Below are 23,130 nucleotides of genomic sequence, written 5' to 3'. Positions count from 1 at the left end.
GAGCAAGTTCCGCCCTGTATATACACGGGCAGGAACTTGTTGGGGATTTGACATCCCCAAGCCCTAGCTTTTTCGCCTTATGGACATAAAAATAAAGCCTGCAAGCAGACTTTATTTTTTGCCAAAGGCTTGGCTGGCTTCGTAAGAATTTCGTATCACAGCTTTTCCCATAGAAAAAGAACTGTCTTACAGATAAGGTCATTTCCTCATACAAGGCACCTTTTTGTAAGACAGTCCGTCATACTGTGATTTTTCATTTTCTTACTCATCATCCATATCAAACAGACTTCCAAGCATATCTTTTGTGGCACTATCCATAGCATTGGAAGTATCTGCGGCAAGTTCATTATCGGGAACCGTTGGCTCCGGCACATTAGCTGCTACAGCAGAAGGCATTACATTCGGTACAGCAACTGTCATACCATTAGGAACTGCACCAGACATCGGCAACGTAGCCATAGGAACAACTCCCATATTCATCTGCTGAGCCATTGCTCCCAGAACTCCGGCAAACATATTGTTAGCCATATTCTGTGAGGACTCCTGCACCACCTTGGTAAATTCCTCTGCCATGCTTTTGATTGCCTGCTCCATCCATTCTGTGGTTTCCTTTTCCCGAATGCCCCTTTGCTCACTTTCCATAGCAGAAAACAATGCCTGCTTGATAAGCTCTGTCTGATTCAGATATCCCGGCTGGCTGGATTTTGCCTCCAGCCACGCAAGGATTTTTCTGTCACTTTCACATTTCGGATTCAACCGAAAAGATATTGCATTTCCCATAAAAGCCTCCTATCCCAGATTTTCTGCAAGATAACGGTAGCCGATGGCATTGGCTTTCACATCCGTTACATACTGGATGTTTCTGCCCTGCGCTCTGCCAAAACGCTTCATCACACAGGTGCCACCGCCCACATACACAATATTCTCATGCATTAAATCCACCTTAATCTCCCGAAGCTTCGCTTCCACCTCGTCTGCATACTGCTGTAAGCCCTTCTCAATAAAAGGGATAAAGTCAGCATTTACATTGGACTGCTTTCCACGGATAACATCAACAATGTCATCCTCCGGCATTTCACACTTTAACTTGGGAAGGGCTTCCTTTTTGATACGCTCAATGGTGGTAATCAGTCCAAGCTCATAAGTACAGGCATCCTTATCCATAGGGATTCTGTCACGGACGCTTAATATATCCAAGGTCCAGGAGCCCAAGTCCACACATCTGAGTCTGTCCATATCTCCCATACGGTTCGCAATAGCTGCATAACACTGGGCATAAATCTTTACCTTATCCATGAAGAAAGAATAATGCACTCCCTCAAAGGTAAAAGAAATACGCTCCTTATGCCACAGATAATCACGAAACTCCTTACGCTCCGCACCAAACAAGGTCAGAGGCACACCTGCATATAATTCCACATGAGAAGCCGCTGTCTTACCCTGATACTGCAATTCCTTGGCAATCCCTGCAAGGGTCAGCAGAAAATAGTTCTCATTCTCTGTCTTGGTTGCCTGCTTTCCAAGTCTGCCCTGTCCTACGATATACTTTTTCCCTTTATACTCCAAAAGTCCGTTCTTGGTAAGAGGCTCATAATCCACCGGAACTATAGAAGTCTCCATAAAAGTATGCTCGCCCTTAATGGAACTCCAGCCATGATCCAGTGCAATTTTAACAGGTGCCATAGTTGTTTCAGTCATAAATAAATTTTCTCTCATAAAATCCTCTCTTTCTCCGGCATAATAACCGGTCTGCATAATATTTTTGTTTTGTGTTGCAGTCGCTCCTGCATTAGTGATACTTGTAAACAATCTCTCCATAAATAACCTCCTCCGCAAGCTGTTTTGCCTGCTCTCTTATTTTCCACATTTCCATAGTGGAATGTGCATCCTTTGGCTTATGCTTCACCAGATACTTCTCTACAATCCTATCTAACATCTCATAAGCCTCCTCATTTACTTCCTTTGCCCTAATCAGAAGCTGACCCAGCCTAATATGATGACGATACCTGTCAGGGTGGTTTTCCTTCATATAACAAATCCACAGATGACCGTATTTTCCGATATCGGCGGCTGCTACAACCGAAGCCGTATCGGATTTCGTATCAGTATCATCCATACCGATATTCGGATACAAAATACCATCCACCTCTGTATAAGTACCTCCCAGCTTCTCAAACAATGAAATTTCATTACTCATAATCTTAACTCTCCTTCCATAATCCATTTGAATTTTTGATAATAAAAAAAGCCCACATACCTGCATTTCTACAAGTACATGGACTTATACTTTTATCATCCTCATCTGATGATTCCTATTCGTTTGTACTACACACTTTACTACACACTTTTTATGATAAACTACACACTTTTACGATAAGTTACGATACTTTTGCGATTTCTGTAAAAGTGCTGTAAGCCTTGTAAATACGGCGTTTTTCGAGGTTTGGGAGAGTCTTCAAAACAGGACAGCCAAGAATTCGATAAATTCCTTCTTGTACTGTTCCATGTCTCTGCGAATCCTCCTGTTTTCAGGCTTTTTTGCCCTTTTTCCTACACATACTACCATAATCCATATAAAGATTCAATTATTTATTGGTGTACGGCTGTGATATGCCTCTTTCCCTGCACATCTCCACATACTTTTCTTTCTCCAGCGGCCTGCTGCACAGATACCCCTGTATACAAGCCAGTCCTATGCTGCTGAGCACATCCGCCTGATCCTCGGTCTCCACACCCTCAGCTATACAGAACATTCCCAGTTCATTGAACATGTTTATGAGATGACACATAACCGTGCGATCCACCGGATTGACAGTTATGTCATTTATCATGCTCTTGTCGAACTTGATAATGTCAAATCCCATATGGGCAAGCATAGCGACATTTGAGTATTTTGTTCCAAAATCGTCCATCGCGATCCTGAAGCCCAGTTCATGTATATTGTTCGAAATGTTCACCAGAGTATCATGCTCCTGCTCACTGACCGACTCCGTTATCTCTATCTCGACCACATCATGCGGTATTCCGTACCTGTCAACCACTGCTGCTATCTGCTTGGCCACATCGCTCTCTATAAGCGACATTCTGGAAAAGTTACAGGATACCGGGATGTATGGCATTCCCTCTTCATGCCATTTTGCCAGATCTCTGCACACATTCTCAAGCACGTAAAAATCCACATATTTTACAGTCCTGCTCTTCTCAAGCCTGTCGATAACATCCGCCAAGTCATCATTTCCGGAATATCTTACAAGGGCCTCTGCCCCACATATCTTTCCTGACGGATACAGCATCTTCGGCTGATAAAGGACATAGAACAGTCCTTCCTCAAGCTCCTTCTTCACCATATCCTTTTTCAGCGTATTCCACTTCACCGAATGACAGTCCTGCTGTTCATACCACCGCTGCTTCTCGGAATACAGGAGATTTGCCGCATGATCCTCCATCCTGCGGACATCAATATTGCAATCTGTCCAGACATAGCCACAGCATGCCGTGAACTCACCGTAGAGCAGATTTTCCCTGAGTCTTGAAGCGTATACATTGAACTTCAACTGCTCAATGTTCTCACATATGATGATAAAGCTGTCATAGCCCATGCGGAACACCCTGTCGTCCGGGAACGTCTTCCTTATCCTGCCGACAAGCTGCAGGATCACATCGTCCGCATAATCCGGACCGAACATCTCCGCGATGCCCCTTATCTCATTGATATCCACAGCAACCAGTCCAATACTGCTCAGATTCTTTCTGCCTCTTATATAGTCTATGTAACTGTTCCTGTTAAAGCATTTTGTCTGCTTATCGTGGGTGAACTCAAACTGCTGGTCCTCCTTCAGATGTCTCTGATATATCTCACTTCCGATAAAAGCAGCGAAGTTCTTCATGAGTCTTATGTTTCCATTGTGCTTCTCCGGATTGAACACAAATACCCTGCCGAGCAGTTCATCGTCCACTATGATCGGAACCGCATACAGTGACCATATCCTGCTGTCACTCAGCATCCGTGCAAATTCTGTTTCAGGATTCCTTAATGGATGGGAACGGTCCACTATGAGAACCTCGTCCCTGAGGACTTCCTTCTCCAGTTCATCCCTCATTTTCTGTGTGACAAGAGCCTTCAGACCATCCTCTATCGACTCCTCGTCTGATGATTTCCAGTAATAAAGCTCCCCTGTGCCATCCTGTCCATACTCCACAAGGCAGGCGTTCTTGGAATTGTAGAAAGTTCCCATCACCTCGAGCAGACTGGTATATTTCTCCTCACTGCTCTGCTTTGAAGTTATATTCGCCATGAAATTGACAAGGGCATCCTCTATGTCATAGCTGTCCGCCAGAACCTGTGTTGTCTTATCTATGTCAGACACGTCAACTGCAATCTCAAGCCGGCTCTTTCTTCCGTGCCAGTCAACTATCTTATCCTTCACCACATACAGTCCCTTTGCCTTGCTGTTGTAGTGATTCCATACATAACTCTGTCCGGGAACCAGTATCTCATTAGAACAAAATGGGCACTGGTCATCACCGCCCTGGGTTATCTCAAAGCACTTTTTACCCTTGTAAGAATCGTCGTTCTCCGCAATTCCAAGACTTCTCTTCGCCGCCTTGTTGAGGAAATACATCTCGTGGGTCTTCATGTCAGCAACATATGCTATATCAGATATCTCATCCAGCATAAGACCTTCGTCATCATTGTATGTATATCCGCTGTGATGCGAATCACATGAATGCATATCCGCTGAGTCGGCATAGTCACAGTAACGGTTCTTGCCGCCCCTCTTTGCTGCGTACAACGCCTGATCCGACTCACTGTATAGAAGGTCAAAATCTATACCACCCTCTATCCTGTGGATACTTATTCCCATCGACATAGTATGCGGCAGACTGCAATTGATCGTGGTGAGTCTGGTCTGTATATTCTCAGCCAGCTTATACACGTCCTCTCTTCTGTCGACTATCGGGATAAACAGTGCAAATTCATCGCCGCCCAGTCGTCCTGAGAATCCTCCGGCTGCCGACGCAACCTCCTCCAGCGTCACTGCAACATCACACAGAAGATCATCTCCCGCATAATGTCCAAATGCGTCATTTATATGCTTAAAGTCATCTATATCCATGATATAAAAAGCGCACAGTTCACCCGGGAAAGACTCTAGCATATCCGTAATCTTGTGCTGAAATGTGACATGATTGTAAAGTCCCGTCAGAGAATCCCTCTCCGCCCTGAGCTGAAGCTCCTGACTTTTTATCTTCTCATCGTTTATGGAGTAATATTTGCCGAATATCTTGCGAACCTTTTTCTTGGAGTCCCTGAGAGGAACAAAGAGCACTCTGTACCACTCACATTTGCCTCCGCCATTCAGATCAAGGCGCAGATCACCCATCAGCCTGTCACAGCTATCCGCATCCGCATCAAGGATCTTTCTGAACATGCCGGTCACGGCGTCTCTGTCGTCAGCGTGGACTATCCTGTTAGTGTCGATGCCCTTATAGAAATTCTCATATTTCATGGTGGTGACCATCTCGCCATCCACGACCTTCTTATTTATCAGAGTATCCGTTGGGACATCGTACACGATTATGGACTCTCCGCTTCCCTGAAGTATCAGCCTGAGCATCTCAGACTGCGCCTTGTTCTCCAGCTCCGCTTCCATCTTGCTTGTCACATCGATAAACACCGCACACAGTGCGATGATTCCCTTTTTTATGGACATGACAGAAAGGCAGACCTGTATCCAGAAATATCCCCCGGTATTCACATCCGTAAAGCGGATGTCACGCACCGTGGTCTTGTTACTCGTTATGGTCTCCAGGATCTGCTTCTTAAGGGCAGACCGATCCTCTGGAATGGCCAACATCACGTAGTCACTGGCATATCCACTCATCTGATCCTCGGTCACATTGAACAGCTTATAAAAGCTTTTGCTCATGTACCTGACAGCCGGCTTATTCCCGTGAAGTTCAAATATACCCACACCGCCTGCCAGATTGTCAAGAGTCTTCTCCAGCATCCTTGCGTGATCAGATATCTCCTCGCTGAGCTCCTCATTTCTGCCAAGCGCCTCATCCAGTTCCATGCGGAGTTTTTGTGCATATTTTTCAATATCTATGTTATCTTCCATAACCCAACACCCCTTAAAACTCTTACAGAAGACTTATATCGTTCTATTTTACACAGCCTATCAGCTCATGGATATCGCTGATGGAATTCTTCTTCATATACTCCTCAATACCCTTTATGATCTCCACTGTTGCATAAGGATTGTGGAAGTTGGCCGTTCCAACTGCCACCGCACTTGCGCCGACCATAATCATCTCAAGGGCATCTTCTGTGGTAGCCACGCCGCCCATTCCTATGATAGGAAGCTTTATTGCATTTGCCACCTGGTATACCATTCTGACTGCTATCGGATGGATCGCAGGGCCTGACACACCTGCAGTCTTATTTGCCACTGCAAATGTTCTTCTGTTCACATCTATCTTCATACCTGTCAGTGTATTGATGAGTGATACCGCATCAGCACCACCAGCCTCTGCAGCTCTGGCCATCTCTGTTATGTCTGTGACATTCGGACTCAGCTTCATGATGATAGGCTGCTTTGCCGCTGCCTTGACTGCCTTTGTTATATCGTAGAGAGCATCCGGCTGCTGGCCAAATGCGATTCCACCCTCCTTGACATTCGGACATGACACGTTGATCTCAAGCAGATCCACATCACAATCGCCAAGCTTCTCAACACAGTCAACATAGTCCTCCTTGGACTTTCCACACACGTTGACAATGATCTTTGTATCGTAATCCCTGAGGAACGGTATATCTCTCTTCTTGAACACATCGATTCCAGGATTCTGAAGTCCTATGGCGTTCATCATGCCGCCGTAAGTCTCAGCTATACGTGGTGTCGGATTGCCCGGCCATGGCACATTTGCCACGCCCTTGGTGGTTACTGCACCGAGCTGTGAAAGATCCACGAACTCGCTGTACTCCATGCCTGAACCAAATGTTCCTGAAGCTACTGTTATTGGATTCTTGAGAGTCACACCCGCTATATCCACTGACATATTGATCTTATCTGACATTACAGCTCCACCTCCTCAGCGTAGAATACAGGTCCATCCTTACAGATCCTTCTGTTGTGCACCTGTGAGTGCTCATCTATATCCTTTGTCTTGCATACGCAGGCAAGACATGCGCCCACGCCGCACGCCATCTTCTCCTCCATGGATATCTGGCACTCGATGCCCTTCTCCATGGCGTATGCCTTGATTCCCCGAAGCATAGGAGTAGGGCCACATGCATATATGACAGCACCGTCCACGCCGTATTCCTTTATGGCATCTATTACGTTGCCCTTCACACCGTGCTGTCCATCCTCAGATGACATATACACCTGTGCGTATGGCTCAAATTCCTCGTTCAGGAATATCTCATCCCTGTAGCCGAGCACGACTGACTTCTCACAGTCAAGCTCTTTTACAAGCTGTAACATAGGTGGGATTCCTATACCTCCGCCTATCAGGATCGCCTTCTTGTCCGACTTCATGAAGCCGTTGCCGAGAGGCCCCAATATATCGACCGTATCTCCAGCCGCAAGCTGTGAAAATTCCTTTGTTCCAAATCCAACCACTCTGTATACAAGGCGGAGTGTTCCCGCCTCTCTGTCTATTCCGCAGAGGCTGATAGGTCTCGGGAGCATCTTGCTGCCATCGTGAGTATATACAGACACGAACTGTCCTGCTATAGCCTGTGAAGCTATCTCTGGAGCTTCAAGCACCAGACTGTATACATCAGTGGCAAGAGTCTCCTGGCTGACCACCTTTGCTGTCATCTTAAGTTTGCCCATAGTCTTCCTCCATCATCATTCTATTATCAGTGTACGGCGGACAAGCCCGGCTCGCCGCACACATTCCGGCTTAATTACGCATCAAGTGCGCCGTTGATATCCTCGATCATGTCAACTACTGCCTGTCTTGAGGCATCTGCATAGTTCTCAGCACCAAACTGTGCATACTTGTCCTGCTTGTAAGCAGCTATGATTCCTCTTGATGAGTTGACGATCGCACCGAGTCTGTCCTCATTGAAGTAGTGTACAAGGTCTGCAGCCTTACCCCCCTGTGCTCCGTAACCCGGAACAAGGATAAATGACTTTGGCATAACCTTTCTCAGCACCTTGCCCATCTCAGGGTATGTGGCACCGACAACAGCTCCAACCGCTGAATATCCTGATTCACCTACAACATCGCTGCCCCATTTGTCAACCATATCTCCGACTATCTCATAGAGTGGACGTCCATCCACAAGTCTGTCCTGGAACTCACCTGATGATGGATTGGATGTCTTGACGAGAACGAATATACCCTTGTTCTCCTCCTTGCACACATCCACAAATGGCTTGATTCCGTCTGTTCCAAGATACGGGTTTACTGTGATGAAATCCTCATCAAATCCAGCATATGTCTTGCTTCCCACCTGTACCTTTCCGATATGACCAACCGCATATGCTGTTGATGTTGAACCTATATCGCCTCTTTTTATATCTCCGATAACGACAAGTCCCTTCTCCTTGCAATAGTCAACTGTCTTCTTGAATGCCTTGAGTCCCTCGATTCCGAACTGCTCATACATGGCTATCTGTGGCTTAACTGCAGGTATAAGATCATATGTAGCGTCAACTATTCCCTTGTTGAACTGCCATATAGCCTCACCAGCGCCCTCAAGTGTCTCGCCATACTCTGCAAATGCAGCTTTCTGGATATGCTCCGGTACATAGTTGAGCATTGGATCAAGTCCAACTACTATAGGTGCATTTGTCTTCTGGATATTCTTTACTAACTTGTCTATCATGATATTTTCTCCTTAAAAATTATTTTTTCTCTAAAACTGTTCCTCGTCACAGGCATAGCTCCCGATGATCGTAAACTCCTCCGTCTCGTTCATGAGCTGGAACACTAAAGCCTGTATATCCTTCTTCAGTAAATTGGCAGACAGCTCCACATAGAATCTGTAATTCCAATGCTCCTGCCTGTTTGGCGCCGAGTGTATCTCTGTGAGGTTCACCCCGTAATCAGAGATCATGGACAGTACGCTGCTGAGACTTCCGCTCTTATTCTTACATACGAACATCACCTTCAGCCTGTTGTGGTTCTCCTCCACTATGAGGTGGTCTGCAAATGTGACAACCTTCTTGTTGTGTCCATTCTCATTTACAATGTTACATCTGTATATATACAGCTTGTTGTTGGTGAGCACCTCGTGAAGCGCATCCGAAACTCCGTAGCTTATGTCCTCAAGTATTCCCATTCCGGCGTCTACCTTGCCAGTCTTTATGAGCTCATACACCTCATCGTATGAGTCCACCGCAATGACCTTGTCCCTCGAGCATCCCTGACAAATGTACAGCTCCGGCTTTATCATCGCCACCGCATCTATGTCAGGCTCCTTCACATCATACTCCACATCCAGGCAGTTCCTGAGCTCCAGAGTCCTTCCATACTGGTACTTTCTGCTTATCTCCATGATTCTCTTGATAAGCGCCGTGTACTCCATCTTGATGTTATCATCCACATCCCCTGTGAGATTGGATATGATGGCCTCCTCGCGGTCTGGCTTATATATGTCATCCTCGGTCTCTGCCTTGACCTGAGCAACATTGTCCGCAAGAACCATTCTCTCCTTGAAGAGCTGCTTGATCTCCTTGTCGACCCGGTCTATGTTCTTTCTAACATCTGCTAATGTCATTCTGCATCCTCCAGTCAGCATCGGTAATGTGATGCTCATAGTCTTTTTTAATATACCATCTGCCCCACTCTAATTCAAGGCTGCCAATACTAAATGCGCTCTAAAAAGGCCACAGGAAAAGGAACATAACCGCTGCCACCAGCACTATCCCTATCACAAAGCCCATTATTATCCTTCCCCTTGTGCTCTTTGATCCCCATATAATAAGAAGAGCTGCCAGTGCGCCGCACATATCTATAAGCACATCCGTGCCCCTGCCTGCCCTGTCAGCGACAAAGAGCTGATGAATCTCATCGGAGCACGCATAGACAAATGTTATCACAACTGACCATATATACACGCCAGCCGAAGTCATCCTTCCGCCGGCCTTTCTGACCGCCAGGGCCAGCAGAGCCAGAAGGATTCCATATTCCGTCATGTGTGCACCCTTTCTGACCATGATCTCCACCACTCCCGTCATCCTGTCAACCACGGGCGCGGAATCATTTCTCACCTTCTGGAACAACCCCACTATAAAGTCTGTCATGGGGTTGCTCACCGCCGACGAGTCATCTCCTGTTCTGGACGACATGTAAAATATGAATATCATCCACAGCACTGCCGGAATTATATATATGTACTTTTTCTCATTCTTTTTTGTTTTCTTTGCCATAAAATCACCACCATGAATGAGTATACCATAAAAAATGTCTAATTTTTTTTGATTTTGCCTTTTTTACTTGAAATATTTGTTTTTTACCTGTACTGTAGAAAAGTGAGGTATTGAAGTGGTTATGTATAATTCATAACAAATAAAAAAAGTGAGGTAACATTATGGCAAGAACAAGGAAAAAGGGGAATCCCATCGTATCAGCAGTTGTTTTCGGTATATTCGGAATAGTTCTTTTATTCCTGGGTATACGAACATTTATCGGTTTACACGGAAAGCTTCTAAACGTTACTACATGTGACGAATCGGAAGTTAAACCAGGAGTGTATGTGGAGGGAACACTCACCTACGGATACGGAGCTTACATTGAGAAGACTACAACGTACAATCACGTGGTCACCAAGACCGACGGATACTACTATCTCGTTGATATCTGCGACAAGAATGAAGACGGCTCAAAAAGAGACACATCCAAGTGGATCGGAATATCGATCTCCAAGAGTGATGACGCCAAATTTGACGCGATCTCATCTGCTGACGATGCAGAACCAGTCTACATAACAGGAGTCATCCGCAAGAACAGCGACAAGGTGCAGGGCTTCCTTGACGACTACATCACCAAGTATGTCGACGCATACGCACAATATTATGGATACACTCCTACAAGTGAGGACTATGCGACCGCAAAGGCAGAAGCTTTTCCTTACTATATAGAGATGGTTGACTCTTCAGATTACATATTCAAGCTTGTCCTCGGAGCTGTATTCCTACTGGCAGCAGTGATCATGATCCTGAAGGCAACAAGAAGCAAGAACACCATCAGCGCATCTGCACAGCCAGCAGGCACAGGTTACTATGACGGTACAGGCGATTTCAACGGCGTGTACACTCCGGGCAGCACAGGCAGCCCAAATAACGGCAGCTATACACAGCAGTACGGCACTACAAACAGTGGCAGCTACGGCACTGCAGAACAGACACAGGCACCGCAGACGTCTTACAGTGATCCGTTCTACTCACAGCAGCCGGCAGCTTCAGAGCAGGATGCCCACGCATCTAATCCTTATACAACAACAAGCTCAACTACATCTTCCTCTTCCTTCAGTCTCAAGAAAGATGAGTAACAATTAAATAGCACACATAAATCTAAAAAAGGTATATACGGATCGCAGCCTGACTGCTTTCCGCATATACCTTTTTTAGATTTATGTGTAAGACTGACTATCCTTATGAATAATCTTTACCTTCTTCTTACTTACCGAAGTATCTGTCAAGAAGTCCCTTGAGAGCCTTGCCGTGTCTTGCCTCGTCTCTTGCCATCTCATGAACTGAATCATGGATCGCATCCAGATTGTTCTTCTTAGCGCACTTTGCAAGATCTACCTTTCCTGCTGTTGCACCGAACTCGCAGTCAACTCTCCATGCAAGATTCTTCTCTGTTGAAGCTGTCATGTTCTGCTCAAGGTCTGATCCAAGCATCTCTGCGAACTTAGCTGCATGCTCAGCCTCCTCGTACGCTGCCTTCTCCCAGTAGAGACCGATCTCAGGATAGCCCTCGCGATGTGCTACACGAGCCATGCAGAGATACATTCCAACCTCTGAGCACTCTCCCTCGAAGTTAGCCTTGAGCTGCTCGTAGATATACTTCTTGTCCTCATCGCTGATCTCTGGATTGTTCTTAACTGTCTCAGCATATACACCAAACTCATGCTCTGCTGCAAGTGTGAGCTCTCCCTCTACCTTCTTGAACTTATCTGCTCCTGCGTGACAGATAGGACACTCTGCTGGTGCCTGCTCTCCCTCATAGATATAACCGCATACTGTACATACAAACTTTGCCATAACTTAATTCTCCTTTTCTCTTTTAAATAATCTAATCAATATCAATCATTGATCGTTAAAATATATTCTGTCTTCTTTGTTGATGTTTATTTATCAACTATGTCTTATTATACCTATTTTTTGATCAAAGTCAACCCCTATTGGGAATGATTCTTAATTATTTTTTTATTAGGTTGTTGATTATATATACAAGACTTGTAAATTATATACATTACATTATTGGATTACATCCTGTTAAGGTTCAATATAAATAGAAAAAGAGGATCGATACATTCATATATCAATCCTCTTATACTCTTCTGTATATTCTCTATATGTCGCTATATAGCATCATTATCCGGCTAGCTCTGTCCCAGCATTATCTTCTTGAGAAGATATTCATATCCCGTGATAGGTATAGGCTTGCTGTAGTAATAACCCTGAATGTAGTGGCATCCCCACTCTCTCAGGTATTCCTTCTGCTCAAATGTCTCAACACCCTCCGCAAGACTTCTGATTCCCAGATGCCTTGACATGGCAAGGATATCCTGTGTCATGAGCATGTCCTTGTTGTTCGGCTCGCCGGTGGCTATTCCGTCAATAAAGCTCTTGTCTATCTTGATTATATCCAGCGGCATATCCTTAAGAAGTGCCATACTGGAGTATCCTGTTCCAAAATCGTCCATGGATATCTTGAAGCCCTCAGCCTTCAGATCCTTGAGCACCTTTATCAAATACTGCACGTCAGCGAAATCTGCACTCTCAGTTATCTCAAAGTCTATAAGCGAGTGATCCACTCCGTATTCATCGACTATATCACACAGTATATATATAAGATCCGGTCTCGATATCTGGTGTCTCGAGAGGTTACAGGATATCGGGTAGAGCGGGTAGCCAAGCTCCTTCCACTCCTTGAACTTCTTGCACACCTGTCTCAGCACATATCTGTCTATGATGTCTATAGTTCCGTCAGTCTCAAACTGCGGCACGAAATACTTCGGCGAGAGAATATCTCCGCCCTTGTAGAACCATCTTATCAGAGCCTCAGCACCGGTCAGGGTGTCGTTCTGTGGATTGTACTTCGGCTGAAGATATACCATGAGATCCTCATTCTCTATGGCATCCGGAAGCTCCAGCTTGTACTGCTGTGCCATGATGTATTCCTTCTTCATCTCCGATGTGTATATCTTTATCTCATTTACATTGGTCTTGATACACTGGAGGTGTGCCATCTGCGCCATGTCCTCAACGCGCATTGACATGTTGAGTTTCTCGAATTCATCATAGAATACGATACCACAGCTATAGAATATCTTATACTTCCTGTTCGACGGAAGCTGTCCTATCTCCTCAAAGAATGTATATAGCCGGTTCATTATCTCATCCTCCGGCATATACTTTATAATCATGGCAAAATCGTCACTCTCACACTTTGCAGAGTACAATATCCAGTCCTGCTTGGTCATAGCGTCACATATATATCTGAACAGATCCTTCGCCACCTCACGGCCCATAACGTTGTTGATGAGCCTGAAGCCCTTTATGTCGAATCTGGCAAATATAAACTGATCCAGCCCTATATATTCACACTGCTCAAGCTTCTCCTTGAGCCATGTCCAGTTGTAATGTCCGGTGGCAGGCTCCCTGTATGCTATCTCATAGAGATCTCTCTTACTCATGTTGTCAAGAGTCAGCATCTCCTCCGTCTTGGTCTTCTTGGACCATACCGGAATCTCCACGCACAGACTGTCTGCGCTCTCCATGTAACATATATATGGAAGCTTGTGGTTAGAAACAATGTGCAGCTTCTCCGTCTCTATATACAACTTGGCATATGAATACGCCATGGTCATGAGTCTCGGTATATCCTCTATCAGAGATATATCAAATCCCTTTATATCCACAACGTCGAATCCCGGAACCGTGATGCTCACACAGTTCTGAGGAACCATCTCCATATCACTGTATCCTATCTCCACTCCTCCACACAGACGCGAATATCCGGCGTCCATCATCTTCTCAGGCATATAAAACAAAGCCCTGTTTGCCAGCGGCCTGTATATGTTGCTAAAGCACTTGTACCAGTCATAGCCATTCTCCTGACAAAAATCGTCAAATCCCTCTGACTCTCTGGACCTCAGCACGTAAAGTTTTCTCTTTGGTTTGTATGCCTTTGACCATTGATGTTCCATAATATATCAATTACCTCTGTTCTGCCCTAAGGCCATAGTATTGCAATTTTCAATCTTTTTCATTCTATCACATATCCATCTTTTGGGCTATACTTATTATTTTTTTGTTCTGGAAAATAAATGGTTAAGTTTCGATTTTTTTTCGTTGAATTTTTACCATATTTTTGTTAGCATAGATAAGGTTTTTCAATTATAATTAATAGGAGGCAAAAACGATGAAAAACAGGTTATTTCTAGGTCTCGGTACAGTCATCTCAGTTCTTGGACTGTCACAGGCAAGTGCCCTGGCGGCAGACAGCGAATCCGGTACTGAAACACTCGGTGCTACGCTTCCACTTACATGGTGTATACCATTTGTGTGTATGCTTCTGTGCATAGCTGTTATGCCCCTTATCGCCGGTGAGTGGTGGGAAAAACACAAACAGTGGGCTGTTGCAGGCTGGTCTCTTTTATTTTTAATTCCATTTGCCATATTCCATGGCTTTGGTACGATGGGCGAACAATTGCTCGAGGTAATGATCGGTGACTATCTCACCTTCATTGTATTGCTTTTTGCCCTGTTCTGTGTGGCAGGCAATATATCTCTTGAAGGCGACCTGGTGGGAACACCTAAGCTCAATGTTCTGCTTCTACTGATAGGTACTCTGCTGTCAAGCTGGATCGGTACTACCGGTGCAAGTATGCTGATGATCAGACCTATCATAAAGGCAAATAAATGGAGACGAAGAAAGGTTCAGATCATTGTATTCTTCATCTTCCTCGTTTCAAATATTGGTGGCTGTCTCACCCCTGTCGGTGATCCTCCACTTCTGATGGGATTCATGAATGGTGTTGACTTCTTCTGGAGTCTCAGACTTGCAAAGGTCATGGTTGTTAATCTCATCATCCTGCTGACTGTATTCTTCTTTCTCGACACAAGAGCGTACAAGAAGGATATCGCAGACGGCAGACAGAAGCCGGTATTCGATACGGATACCAAAAAGCCAATCAGACTTAAGGGCGCTCACAACATTATATTTCTTGTAATGATCGTAGGCGCAGTTATCCTCAGCGGTGTTCTTCCTATGAAGTTCCCTGCATTTGCAAAGGGTATCAATTTCTGTGAGGGCGTAACACTCTCATGGGCTGCTATCATCGAGATTGTGATCATGCTAGCAGCGGCTTTCCTCTCATTCAAGACAACGAGCAAGAAAGTCCGTAAGGCCAACAACTTTACATGGGATGCTATACAGGAGGTTGCCATACTGTTCATAGGTATCTTCATCACTATGATCCCAGCACTCCTGATCCTCAAGGCACGTGGTTCTGAGCTCGGACTTACACATCCGGCACAGTTCTTCTGGATGACAGGACTTTTATCAAGTTTCCTTGACAATACACCTACCTACCTTGTATTCTTCACCACCGCTGCTTCAAGTGGATTTACAGAGGGTATAAGCACTGCTATGGGTGTAGTTCCTCAGGTCATGCTGATGGCTATCTCCTGCGGTGCCGTATTCATGGGAGCCAACACTTATATAGGAAACGCACCTAACTTTATGGTACGTTCAATAGCCGAAGAAAATGGTATCAAGATGCCTTCATTTGTAGGCTACCTCGTATGGTCAGTTGCTATTCTTGTACCAACATTCTTCATAGACACATTATTATTCTTCTTGTAATCTAAGGGGGTTTTTGTATGAACGAATATGTTGTAAAAGGTGATAATAAACTTACGGTCGGCATTGGCTGGGATGCCAAGAAGGTCGACCTCAAGAAAAAGATTAAGATTGCCATAGACAATATCATGAGCGCTACATCCGAGGACACATATGACCTCAACCTTGCAGCGATCGTTGAGCACAATGACGGCTCTGATCCCGAACTGGTATTCTGGGGTCACAAGTACAGCAGAAGCGATTCTGTAGTCCTGAAGGGCGATGACAGAACAGGACAGAAGGAAGGTATCGACGAGGAGATGCGCATCTACCTCGACAGAGGTGAGAATGTTGGAAGGATCATCCTCTTCCTCTACATCTACAACGGTAACCTTCACAAGCAGTGCCTGGCCGAGGTGGACAACGTATTTGCACTGATCAAATGCAAGCACACCGAGAAGGTCTATGTTCGTGAGGATGCCATCTTCAAGGCATGTGAGGATGCAAAGCACAATAACTGCTATGTATTCGGCGAGATTCTCCACAATGGAGATGAGTGGGTTGTAAGGGAGAGATCCCAGTTCCTGCCATACGACAAGTCCGAGGATATATTTGAGTATTACACATCAAGACATTACGTTCCTGAAGAAGACGACTAATATTTAATGCAGCTAAAAGCCCCCTGCCTCCGGTGTAAATAACCGAAAGCAGGGGGCTTTCTTCATTGTGATCTATAATTCTATATTGCGCTACTTTATATAATTCTCTATAGCTTTTGAAGCTCTGTATCTGGAGAAGTTAAAGCTTCTGATATAGCCCTTGTCGTCATTCTCCTCAAGCATCTTCTCAAGCCTCTCTCCCACCGTGTCGTCTCTCCAGTAGTAGGTATCCTCGCTATATTTCGACATCACTTCCTCCATGACCATTTCGGGCGTAATGTCTTTGGTCCTGAAATAATCGATCAGATATGGAACTCCGTCATTACCTATATCCATCACATACTCAAGATCCACTTTCTTGCCATCGTGTGCCTGACTGATATTGTACCTCGTTATCACTGCGCCAGGTCTGATAAATGCATACAGCGTGAACATCACAAGAACCGTCATAAATATGTATCTGAACAGCGGCATATTTCTCCAGAACAGGCTTATGATAACACCGAGCATCACTATAGACGTGACTATCAGCGCCCATATGGTATTTATTCTGAGGTATGTCAGATCATATTCCGCAATGTACATGGACAGCCTCACAGCTGATGAGGCAATCATTATATATGTACATATGCACATCATGAGCAGTGACACGTTGAGCACCAGACTCTTTCTGAATATAGCACTAAATATCAGCACCATACACACATTTACAACCGCTACAAAGAGCAGCTGGAAGAAGCCCTGTCTTGCATACTCTGCGTATGTCATATCGTCCGGAAGTCCTGCGCTGTTCATGAACAGATACACTATCTGAACAACGGCAAATATCAGATAGAACGCTGTGAGCACTATCGTTATAGTTATACCTGTCACTGCATTGTACTGCCCCTCCTTCGGAGCATTTGCACCAAGATCTCTGCGGCCCGCCTTGACAATAAATCCATATACAAACAGGAATATCACAGCGGCAAACAGAACTATCTTCACTATATCCCACGAGAAGAACAGTTTGCCAAATATGTCCTTTATGACCTTTGCAAACACAGGATCTGCCGAAGACAGCAGATTGAGCACGATCACCAGTATCGGAAGTGCTATCACACATCCAAGAAGTATGTACATCAGCTTGGAATTTCTCTTTTTGCCGGTTATCTCACGCTCCGCCTTTCTGTCGGCAAATGGCATGTTTACATACCCTATCGAACCAAAGAACATCTCGAAAAATGAGAATATTCCCTTGAATATCCCCTGCTTTTCAGTGTCATTGAAGTATGTCATAACCGCATACATCTCTGTAGCGATTATTCCCACATTACATCCAAATATGATATATCCCTCGTCTGTGAGACTCAGGGCAACCGACATCATGAACACAAGAATATAATATGGGATCAGTATACTCTGTTTCGACAACGCAGCTCCAGTGGTCATGGCCTCACGGTCTGCACCGATGTTCTTCTCATATCGTACCATGCATGTACTGATAAACACTATTGATACTATCGAAAGCACAGCCGACAATATACTCGACCAGTTGCTGTACAGACATGCCGCACATATGATCGCATATACCAGTACCGGAATACCAAACATCCTGAATCTGTTCGGAGACACCGCAGGATTTCTCCTCTGCGGCGGTCTGGCATTCATGTTCATATAACCCTGAGGTGGCGGCGGGGGCATCCCCGGGCCTCCATTCATGTTCATATACCCTTGCGGTGGTGGCGGGGGCATCCCCGGGCCTCCATTCATGTTCATATACCCTTGCGGTGGTGGCGGGGGCATCCCCGGGCCTCCATTCATGTTCATATACCCTTGCGGTGGTGGCGGGGGCATCCCCGGGCCTCCATTCATGTTCATATACCCTTGCGGTGGCGGCGGGGGCATCCCCGGGCCTCCATTCATTCCATTGTTAATATTCTGTTCGTTCATCCCAAACCCTCCATTTTTTCACCTTGAACCACTTTGAGCTACTCTACAAGTGCCATCTCATCAAGCCCCACGATCCTGTCCATACACACCGGTGCTGTCAGCCTGTAGGCAAAACTTGCAGACTCGAACAGGCAGTATAATTTGCCATTATACGAATATATCTGCTCCAGCTTCTGCGGGAGCTTAACCACCTGTCTCGGTGTCTCTGTGCCGTAATTCACACTGGACAGCTTACCTATATCTGTATCGTATACCTCTATCCTGGATTCATCTATACCATATGATATAGAGAATATTATCTCATTTTTGTACACCTGAAGCCCCTGCACCCTTCCTGGTATATAGAAAGCCTCGTCCTCCTCCGAGGATATGGCGGTGCCGCCATTTACGATCTCGTAGCTGGCTGCCATGCTGTAGCTGTTCTTATCCTTTCGCCAGTAGCCCGCATATATATGTCCGTCATATATCGTGATAAATGACGTTGCAGGGAACATGACGCTACATGTGTTCCTGTATTTTATCGGCTTTCCCTGAGCCACATCATATTTCTCTATGGAGTCCAGCGTAAGACATGATATGGATGCCTTCCTGCTCCTGTCCTCATCCTCATCGATCATATACGAGGAAACCCACAGCACATTATTCTTCGTATCATACGCAAGTCCTCCGGCATGTGTCGTGTCCTTGAGAACCAGTGTTTTAATATATTCCCCGGTCTGTGTATCAAGAACAAATATCACAGATTTGTGTTTCTTCGTCTTGCAGTAAGCACTGACAAATGTATACTCCTTCGTAACTGCCAGCCCCTGTGGCGTCATGGACGTGCAGTTCTCTATCTCCCTCGACTCACTGCCTATCGTATCAGCATACGCAAGTCCCGGAATGATCATCATGCCATAATCTGTATCCCTGTTCTGGGCATACATACCCATATGATAGAATTCCGGTTCAGTCGACATCTCCCATATCTGCGAGAAATTCGACTTGTTGTCAACCGCATAGGTGCTGGTTCCGGAATCATTTCCCGATATCTCGAAGTTTCTGCAGTACACTCCGCCATACAGCCATATCACACAGATTCCCCCGACATAGCACCATGCAAATATCTTCACAAGTATCCTTCTCGACTGGACCGTCGACAAAAGTGCCGCCATGACCATCTGACTGATAATCGTTATAAGCATCATGGCATTCGTCAGCATATCTCCATGGCTGACTATCTGAAGCGGTACGCCTATCATCATAATCCAGTAGGCCTTCTGTTTCACCTTAATTCTTATTACACCATTCCAGCCTTCCCGCTTCATGCCCCACACCTGCAGTGACTGCCATACAACCACAAGGCCATATACGATGCACGCCACAAGCAGGAGCTGCCTGAGCACAGCAACAGCCGTTATCTCAAGGGCCTCACCATTTCTGTAAAATGCCATATAGTACACACCCTGTGCGAGCTGCCATATCCTCCACGCCATCATGGCGAACATCGCAAGCGCTGCAACAAATGCAAATGTGTTGGTAACAGTTCTTCGTCTGACACCCTCACGATGTTCCTTCATCTGTTTGCGCAGACGTTTCTTTGCCCTTCCCAGCTCCTTTATGTGCTTTTTACACTTTCTGATCCTTCTGCGTTTATAGAACAGCACCTTGTACGGTGCGCGTCTGTTCTTCAGCTCTTCATATTCTTCCCTAAGTCTGTCATACCGTTCCGACTCCTCATGAAGATCCGTTCTGGTCGCCCTGAGTGCAGAACGACACATAACGTACCCCTCAAGATCTATCTGTGCCTGTTCTTTCAGCTTTTCAGCCTGAAGTTGAAGCTTCTCTTCTCTGTTCAATTTCTTAGCCCTGTCTGTCATGAAAATCCGCTCCTGTCCATCAGCCTCTTTACTCAAAGTACCGTTTTATTTTGTCCTCCACCAAATTCGAACCGATCACAATTATGATCTCCTGCCCGTTCTCTATAGGTCTCACCTCGGTCTTTTTTACCGTGGCGTTGAGCTCTATCCATCCGGTGTCATTTACAGGGAGAAAACCCTTGATTCTAAAGACATCTCCGCATTCCTTATCCGCAAATATATCCCTGACTATCGTCTCAAGCCGCTCCTGAGGCATGACCTTATTCATGATATATACCGAGTTAAACACATCACTTTGTTTGAACCATAATTTTACATAGTCGTTTAATTTGTATCCGGTTGACATAAAACCTTCAAAGTCATCGTCCGTGAAATCATCCCAGTTCTTCTCCAGAACATCATCGCCAAACTGACGCTTACACTGGAATTCGGTGAGCACTTCATTGATATATTCTATTGTGCTCCTCTTCTCATCCTCCGATGCATCCTGAACCTTGCTCATCACCAGAGTTCCACAGTTCGCAACCTCAGACGCAAGCACATATCTGGACTGTCTGCTCATATCCCGGTCAAGTCCGGCATCGACTATGGAAATGATGCTTCCCACCTCATACCATCTGTCAAGTGGCTCCTCGTGGAGGACGTCAAAGAATTCATCCACATCAAATATTCCGGACGGCTCAACAATGACTCTGTCATAGCCGCTCATCCCCATCGCTATGAGCTTTGTCTTGAACCTTCTCTTGTGACAGTCCTCGCCGCAGCCACCTGCCACCATCTCAGCATGACAGTTCTCGCCCATCACATCCTGAAGAAGCATCATGTCCACGTTGACTGCACCATAATCATTTTCAAGGATTCCGACATTATATCCTTTGCCAACAAGGTAGCTCACATACTTCTTAATAAATGTCGTCTTGCCTGAGCCCAGAAAGCCCGTTATCAAATCTATCTTTACCATATGTCCACTCTCCTTATTATCTACGCGCGTTACCAGCTTGATCTCACATGAAATCCGCTGTCATTCTCCAGAGGTATCTCCCTGACATCCATATCCTCTATAAATATATATCTGTCATTTCTGAGAACTGCTATCACCTTGTCTATAGCCTCAGGCAGCCCCTCAGCCTCCATCTCAACAGAATCATCATATCTGTTGCACACCCAGCCGGTGACTCCGTACATGGATGCAGCATAGCTCGCCCTGTATCTGAAGCCAACTCCCTGCACTCTTCCTCTGAATGTATAATGTCGTCTTATCTTGTCCATATCTATATGTCCCATCTCTGTTATGATCTTCTCATATCTTACATTTTATATCCTGCTGCCCGCATCTTACACATCATGTTCAGCATCGTACTTTTCTGCGTCATACACGATATTTCCGCCACAGATTGTATAGTGAACCCTTCCTGGGAGAGTCCATCCGGCAAATGGACTGTTGGATGCCTTTGACGCAAAGCTGTTCACTGTCCACTGCTCATTCTCGCCAAATATGACTATATCCGCAGGAGCTCCCTCTGCTATCTTGCCCGGTTCCATGCGGTAAAATTCTGCAGGATTCCTGCTCATTAGTTCCATGAGCTTCATGAGTGAGATATATCCAGGCTGTACAAGGGAATATATTCCAAGGGCAAGAGATGTCTCAAGCCCTGTTATTCCACTTGGCGCCTTGTCAAGCGGTCTCGCCTTCTCCTCACTGCTGTGCGGGGCGTGATCCGTCACTATCATATCTATTGTGCCATTCTGTATTCCCTCTATAATCTGTCTTCTGTCTTTCTCGGTTCTGAGTGGAGGATTCATACGCGCCATGGTTCCGTACTTCAACACAGCATCCTCTATAAGGGTGAAATGATGTGGAGTTGCCTCCGCATGTACGTCCGCTCCAAGCTTCTTTGCAGTTCTCACTATATCCACGGAATTGCCTGAGCTTATATGCTGTATGCACACTGATGCACCTGTGTGAAGTGCAAGGACGCAGTCCCTTGCAACCATAATATCCTCCGCTGTGCGGGATGCACCGCCGTATCCAAGCTTTTCTGATACTTTTCCCTGATTAACTCCCGGCTGTACAATGAACAGCGGATCCTCTTCATGAAGACTCACCGGAAGATCAAGATCCCTTGCCTTCTCCATAGCCTCAAGAAGAAGCTTCTCATCCATGATTGGGATTCCGTCATCGGTAAATCCTGCTGCACCTGCAGCCGCAAGACTGTCCATGTCCACGAGTTCCTTGCCAGCAAGGCCCTTTGTGACTGTGGCTGTCTGAACTACATGTATTCCGGTCTTTGCACCTTTATCCTGTATATACTTGAGAGTCTCAAGGTTATCCACCGCCGGCTTTGTATTCGCCATACATACCACCATCGTGAAGCCTCCTCTTGCAGCGGCGGCGGCACCTGTCTCGATGTCTTCCTTGTACGTAAATCCCGGATCGCGGAAGTGTACATGTGTGTCTACCAATCCCGGTGCAACTACAAGTCCATCTGCATCGATGACCTCCGCACCCTCTGCCTCCAGATCGTATCCTGTCTTAACTATGTGATTGCCGTCGATGAGCACATCCATGACCTCGTCTGTATGGGTGACCGGATCAACGACTCTTCCATTCTTTATCAATAACATTTGCCTGTTCTCCTCTA

General features: G+C 45.7%; 19 protein-coding genes. 3 read left to right on the top strand and 16 right to left on the bottom strand.

Annotation, left to right across the window (positions count from 1 at the left end):
• Positions 1 to 261: 261 nt before the first annotated feature.
• From DXB91_RS08025 to DXB91_RS07985, 9 genes are all read right to left on the bottom strand, one after another.
• Positions 262 to 780: a hypothetical protein gene (locus tag DXB91_RS08025; RefSeq protein WP_015534771.1), complete on the bottom strand. Its 519-nt coding sequence runs from the start codon at positions 778 to 780 to the stop codon at positions 262 to 264.
• A gap of 9 nt (positions 781 to 789) precedes the next feature.
• Positions 790 to 1,818 (bottom strand): ParM/StbA family protein, encoded by a 1,029-nt coding sequence (locus DXB91_RS08020; RefSeq protein WP_118017454.1) that lies wholly within the window; start codon positions 1,816 to 1,818, stop codon positions 790 to 792.
• Positions 1,790 to 2,197, bottom strand: a complete 408-nt coding sequence (locus DXB91_RS08015; RefSeq protein ID WP_015534773.1) for a TnpV protein — start codon at positions 2,195 to 2,197, stop codon at positions 1,790 to 1,792. The genes DXB91_RS08020 and DXB91_RS08015 overlap by 29 nt, the downstream gene beginning before the upstream one ends.
• A gap of 388 nt (positions 2,198 to 2,585) precedes the next feature.
• On the bottom strand, positions 2,586 to 6,122 hold the full coding sequence (locus DXB91_RS08010) for an EAL domain-containing protein (RefSeq protein ID WP_118017452.1): 3,537 nt from the start codon (positions 6,120 to 6,122) through the stop codon (positions 2,586 to 2,588).
• Positions 6,123 to 6,165: 43 nt separating this feature from the next.
• The gene (locus tag DXB91_RS08005) at positions 6,166 to 7,068 is read right to left on the bottom strand and encodes a dihydroorotate dehydrogenase (protein WP_172674885.1); all 903 of its coding nucleotides are present in this window, start codon (positions 7,066 to 7,068) and stop codon (positions 6,166 to 6,168) included.
• Between the two features lie 11 nt (positions 7,069 to 7,079).
• Complete coding sequence (locus DXB91_RS08000; RefSeq protein WP_117874277.1) at positions 7,080 to 7,844, bottom strand: dihydroorotate dehydrogenase electron transfer subunit; 765 nt, start codon at positions 7,842 to 7,844, stop codon at positions 7,080 to 7,082.
• A gap of 74 nt (positions 7,845 to 7,918) precedes the next feature.
• Positions 7,919 to 8,845, bottom strand: a complete 927-nt coding sequence (pyrF, locus tag DXB91_RS07995) for an orotidine-5'-phosphate decarboxylase (RefSeq protein ID WP_015534777.1) — start codon at positions 8,843 to 8,845, stop codon at positions 7,919 to 7,921.
• Between the two features lie 30 nt (positions 8,846 to 8,875).
• Positions 8,876 to 9,739: a chorismate mutase gene (locus tag DXB91_RS07990; RefSeq protein WP_117549095.1), complete on the bottom strand. Its 864-nt coding sequence runs from the start codon at positions 9,737 to 9,739 to the stop codon at positions 8,876 to 8,878.
• A 100-nt stretch (positions 9,740 to 9,839) separates the two neighbouring features.
• Positions 9,840 to 10,391: a VanZ family protein gene (locus tag DXB91_RS07985; protein ID WP_055273512.1), complete on the bottom strand. Its 552-nt coding sequence runs from the start codon at positions 10,389 to 10,391 to the stop codon at positions 9,840 to 9,842.
• A gap of 161 nt (positions 10,392 to 10,552) precedes the next feature.
• Here DXB91_RS07985 and DXB91_RS07980 point away from each other — a divergent pair, with 161 nt between their 5' ends.
• The gene (locus DXB91_RS07980; protein WP_117874278.1) at positions 10,553 to 11,512 is read left to right on the top strand and encodes a DUF6709 family protein; all 960 of its coding nucleotides are present in this window, start codon (positions 10,553 to 10,555) and stop codon (positions 11,510 to 11,512) included.
• A gap of 127 nt (positions 11,513 to 11,639) precedes the next feature.
• Here DXB91_RS07980 and DXB91_RS07975 read toward each other — a convergent pair whose 3' ends face one another.
• Positions 11,640 to 12,230 carry an NADH peroxidase gene (locus tag DXB91_RS07975; RefSeq protein ID WP_055224152.1) on the bottom strand — a complete coding sequence of 197 codons (591 nt, stop codon included), beginning with the start codon at positions 12,228 to 12,230 and terminating at the stop codon, positions 11,640 to 11,642.
• Between the two features lie 341 nt (positions 12,231 to 12,571).
• Complete coding sequence (locus DXB91_RS07970) at positions 12,572 to 14,401, bottom strand: GGDEF domain-containing phosphodiesterase (RefSeq protein WP_117874279.1); 1,830 nt, start codon at positions 14,399 to 14,401, stop codon at positions 12,572 to 12,574.
• 215 nt (positions 14,402 to 14,616) lie between these two features.
• On the opposite strand from DXB91_RS07970, the gene DXB91_RS07965 reads away from it, so the two are divergent.
• Positions 14,617 to 16,062, top strand: coding sequence for a sodium:proton antiporter (locus tag DXB91_RS07965; protein WP_118017450.1), 1,446 nt, complete (start codon positions 14,617 to 14,619; stop codon positions 16,060 to 16,062).
• Between the two features lie 17 nt (positions 16,063 to 16,079).
• Positions 16,080 to 16,697: a TerD family protein gene (locus DXB91_RS07960; protein ID WP_117874281.1), complete on the top strand. Its 618-nt coding sequence runs from the start codon at positions 16,080 to 16,082 to the stop codon at positions 16,695 to 16,697.
• A 90-nt stretch (positions 16,698 to 16,787) separates the two neighbouring features.
• Here DXB91_RS07960 and DXB91_RS07955 read toward each other — a convergent pair whose 3' ends face one another.
• From DXB91_RS07955 to DXB91_RS07935, 5 genes are read right to left on the bottom strand one after another with little or no spacing between them, the layout of a single operon-like run.
• Positions 16,788 to 18,629 (bottom strand): DUF4153 domain-containing protein, encoded by a 1,842-nt coding sequence (locus DXB91_RS07955; RefSeq protein ID WP_147343978.1) that lies wholly within the window; start codon positions 18,627 to 18,629, stop codon positions 16,788 to 16,790.
• 38 nt (positions 18,630 to 18,667) lie between these two features.
• Complete coding sequence (locus DXB91_RS07950) at positions 18,668 to 20,488, bottom strand: hypothetical protein (RefSeq protein ID WP_118017446.1); 1,821 nt, start codon at positions 20,486 to 20,488, stop codon at positions 18,668 to 18,670.
• A gap of 28 nt (positions 20,489 to 20,516) precedes the next feature.
• Positions 20,517 to 21,449 (bottom strand): GTP-binding protein, encoded by a 933-nt coding sequence (locus tag DXB91_RS07945; RefSeq protein WP_015534783.1) that lies wholly within the window; start codon positions 21,447 to 21,449, stop codon positions 20,517 to 20,519.
• A 29-nt stretch (positions 21,450 to 21,478) separates the two neighbouring features.
• Entirely contained in the window at positions 21,479 to 21,772 is a 294-nt protein-coding gene (locus DXB91_RS07940; RefSeq protein WP_118017444.1) for an acylphosphatase, read from the bottom strand.
• A gap of 51 nt (positions 21,773 to 21,823) precedes the next feature.
• On the bottom strand, positions 21,824 to 23,113 hold the full coding sequence (locus DXB91_RS07935; RefSeq protein WP_118017442.1) for a dihydroorotase: 1,290 nt from the start codon (positions 23,111 to 23,113) through the stop codon (positions 21,824 to 21,826).
• Positions 23,114 to 23,130 lie beyond the last annotated feature (17 nt).

This window comes from Coprococcus sp. OM06-34AC (genome assembly GCF_003462545.1).
Classification (GTDB): domain Bacteria; phylum Bacillota; class Clostridia; order Lachnospirales; family Lachnospiraceae; genus Coprococcus; species Coprococcus aceti.
This window is presented reverse-complemented; position numbering and strand designations above follow the sequence as displayed.

Excerpts from the sequence above, each read along its gene's own strand:
- DXB91_RS07955 (WP_147343978.1), bottom strand. The coding sequence starts at position 18,629 with ATGAACGAACAGAATATTAACAATGGAATGAATGGAGGCCCGGGGATG.
- DXB91_RS07990 (WP_117549095.1), bottom strand. The coding sequence starts at position 9,739 with ATGACATTAGCAGATGTTAGAAAGAACATAGACCGGGTCGACAAGGAG.
- DXB91_RS07960 (WP_117874281.1), top strand. The coding sequence starts at position 16,080 with ATGAACGAATATGTTGTAAAAGGTGATAATAAACTTACGGTCGGCATT.
- DXB91_RS07950 (WP_118017446.1), bottom strand. The coding sequence starts at position 20,488 with ATGACAGACAGGGCTAAGAAATTGAACAGAGAAGAGAAGCTTCAACTT.
- DXB91_RS08025 (WP_015534771.1), bottom strand. The coding sequence starts at position 780 with ATGGGAAATGCAATATCTTTTCGGTTGAATCCGAAATGTGAAAGTGAC.
- DXB91_RS07940 (WP_118017444.1), bottom strand. The coding sequence starts at position 21,772 with ATGGGACATATAGATATGGACAAGATAAGACGACATTATACATTCAGA.
- DXB91_RS07935 (WP_118017442.1), bottom strand. The coding sequence starts at position 23,113 with ATGTTATTGATAAAGAATGGAAGAGTCGTTGATCCGGTCACCCATACA.
- DXB91_RS08015 (WP_015534773.1), bottom strand. The coding sequence starts at position 2,197 with ATGAGTAATGAAATTTCATTGTTTGAGAAGCTGGGAGGTACTTATACA.
- DXB91_RS08010 (WP_118017452.1), bottom strand. The coding sequence starts at position 6,122 with ATGGAAGATAACATAGATATTGAAAAATATGCACAAAAACTCCGCATG.
- DXB91_RS08000 (WP_117874277.1), bottom strand. The coding sequence starts at position 7,844 with ATGGGCAAACTTAAGATGACAGCAAAGGTGGTCAGCCAGGAGACTCTT.
- DXB91_RS07965 (WP_118017450.1), top strand. The coding sequence starts at position 14,617 with ATGAAAAACAGGTTATTTCTAGGTCTCGGTACAGTCATCTCAGTTCTT.
- DXB91_RS08020 (WP_118017454.1), bottom strand. The coding sequence starts at position 1,818 with ATGGAGAGATTGTTTACAAGTATCACTAATGCAGGAGCGACTGCAACA.
- DXB91_RS07945 (WP_015534783.1), bottom strand. The coding sequence starts at position 21,449 with ATGGTAAAGATAGATTTGATAACGGGCTTTCTGGGCTCAGGCAAGACG.
- DXB91_RS07980 (WP_117874278.1), top strand. The coding sequence starts at position 10,553 with ATGGCAAGAACAAGGAAAAAGGGGAATCCCATCGTATCAGCAGTTGTT.
- DXB91_RS07985 (WP_055273512.1), bottom strand. The coding sequence starts at position 10,391 with ATGGCAAAGAAAACAAAAAAGAATGAGAAAAAGTACATATATATAATT.
- pyrF (WP_015534777.1), bottom strand. The coding sequence starts at position 8,845 with ATGATAGACAAGTTAGTAAAGAATATCCAGAAGACAAATGCACCTATA.
- DXB91_RS07970 (WP_117874279.1), bottom strand. The coding sequence starts at position 14,401 with ATGGAACATCAATGGTCAAAGGCATACAAACCAAAGAGAAAACTTTAC.
- DXB91_RS07975 (WP_055224152.1), bottom strand. The coding sequence starts at position 12,230 with ATGGCAAAGTTTGTATGTACAGTATGCGGTTATATCTATGAGGGAGAG.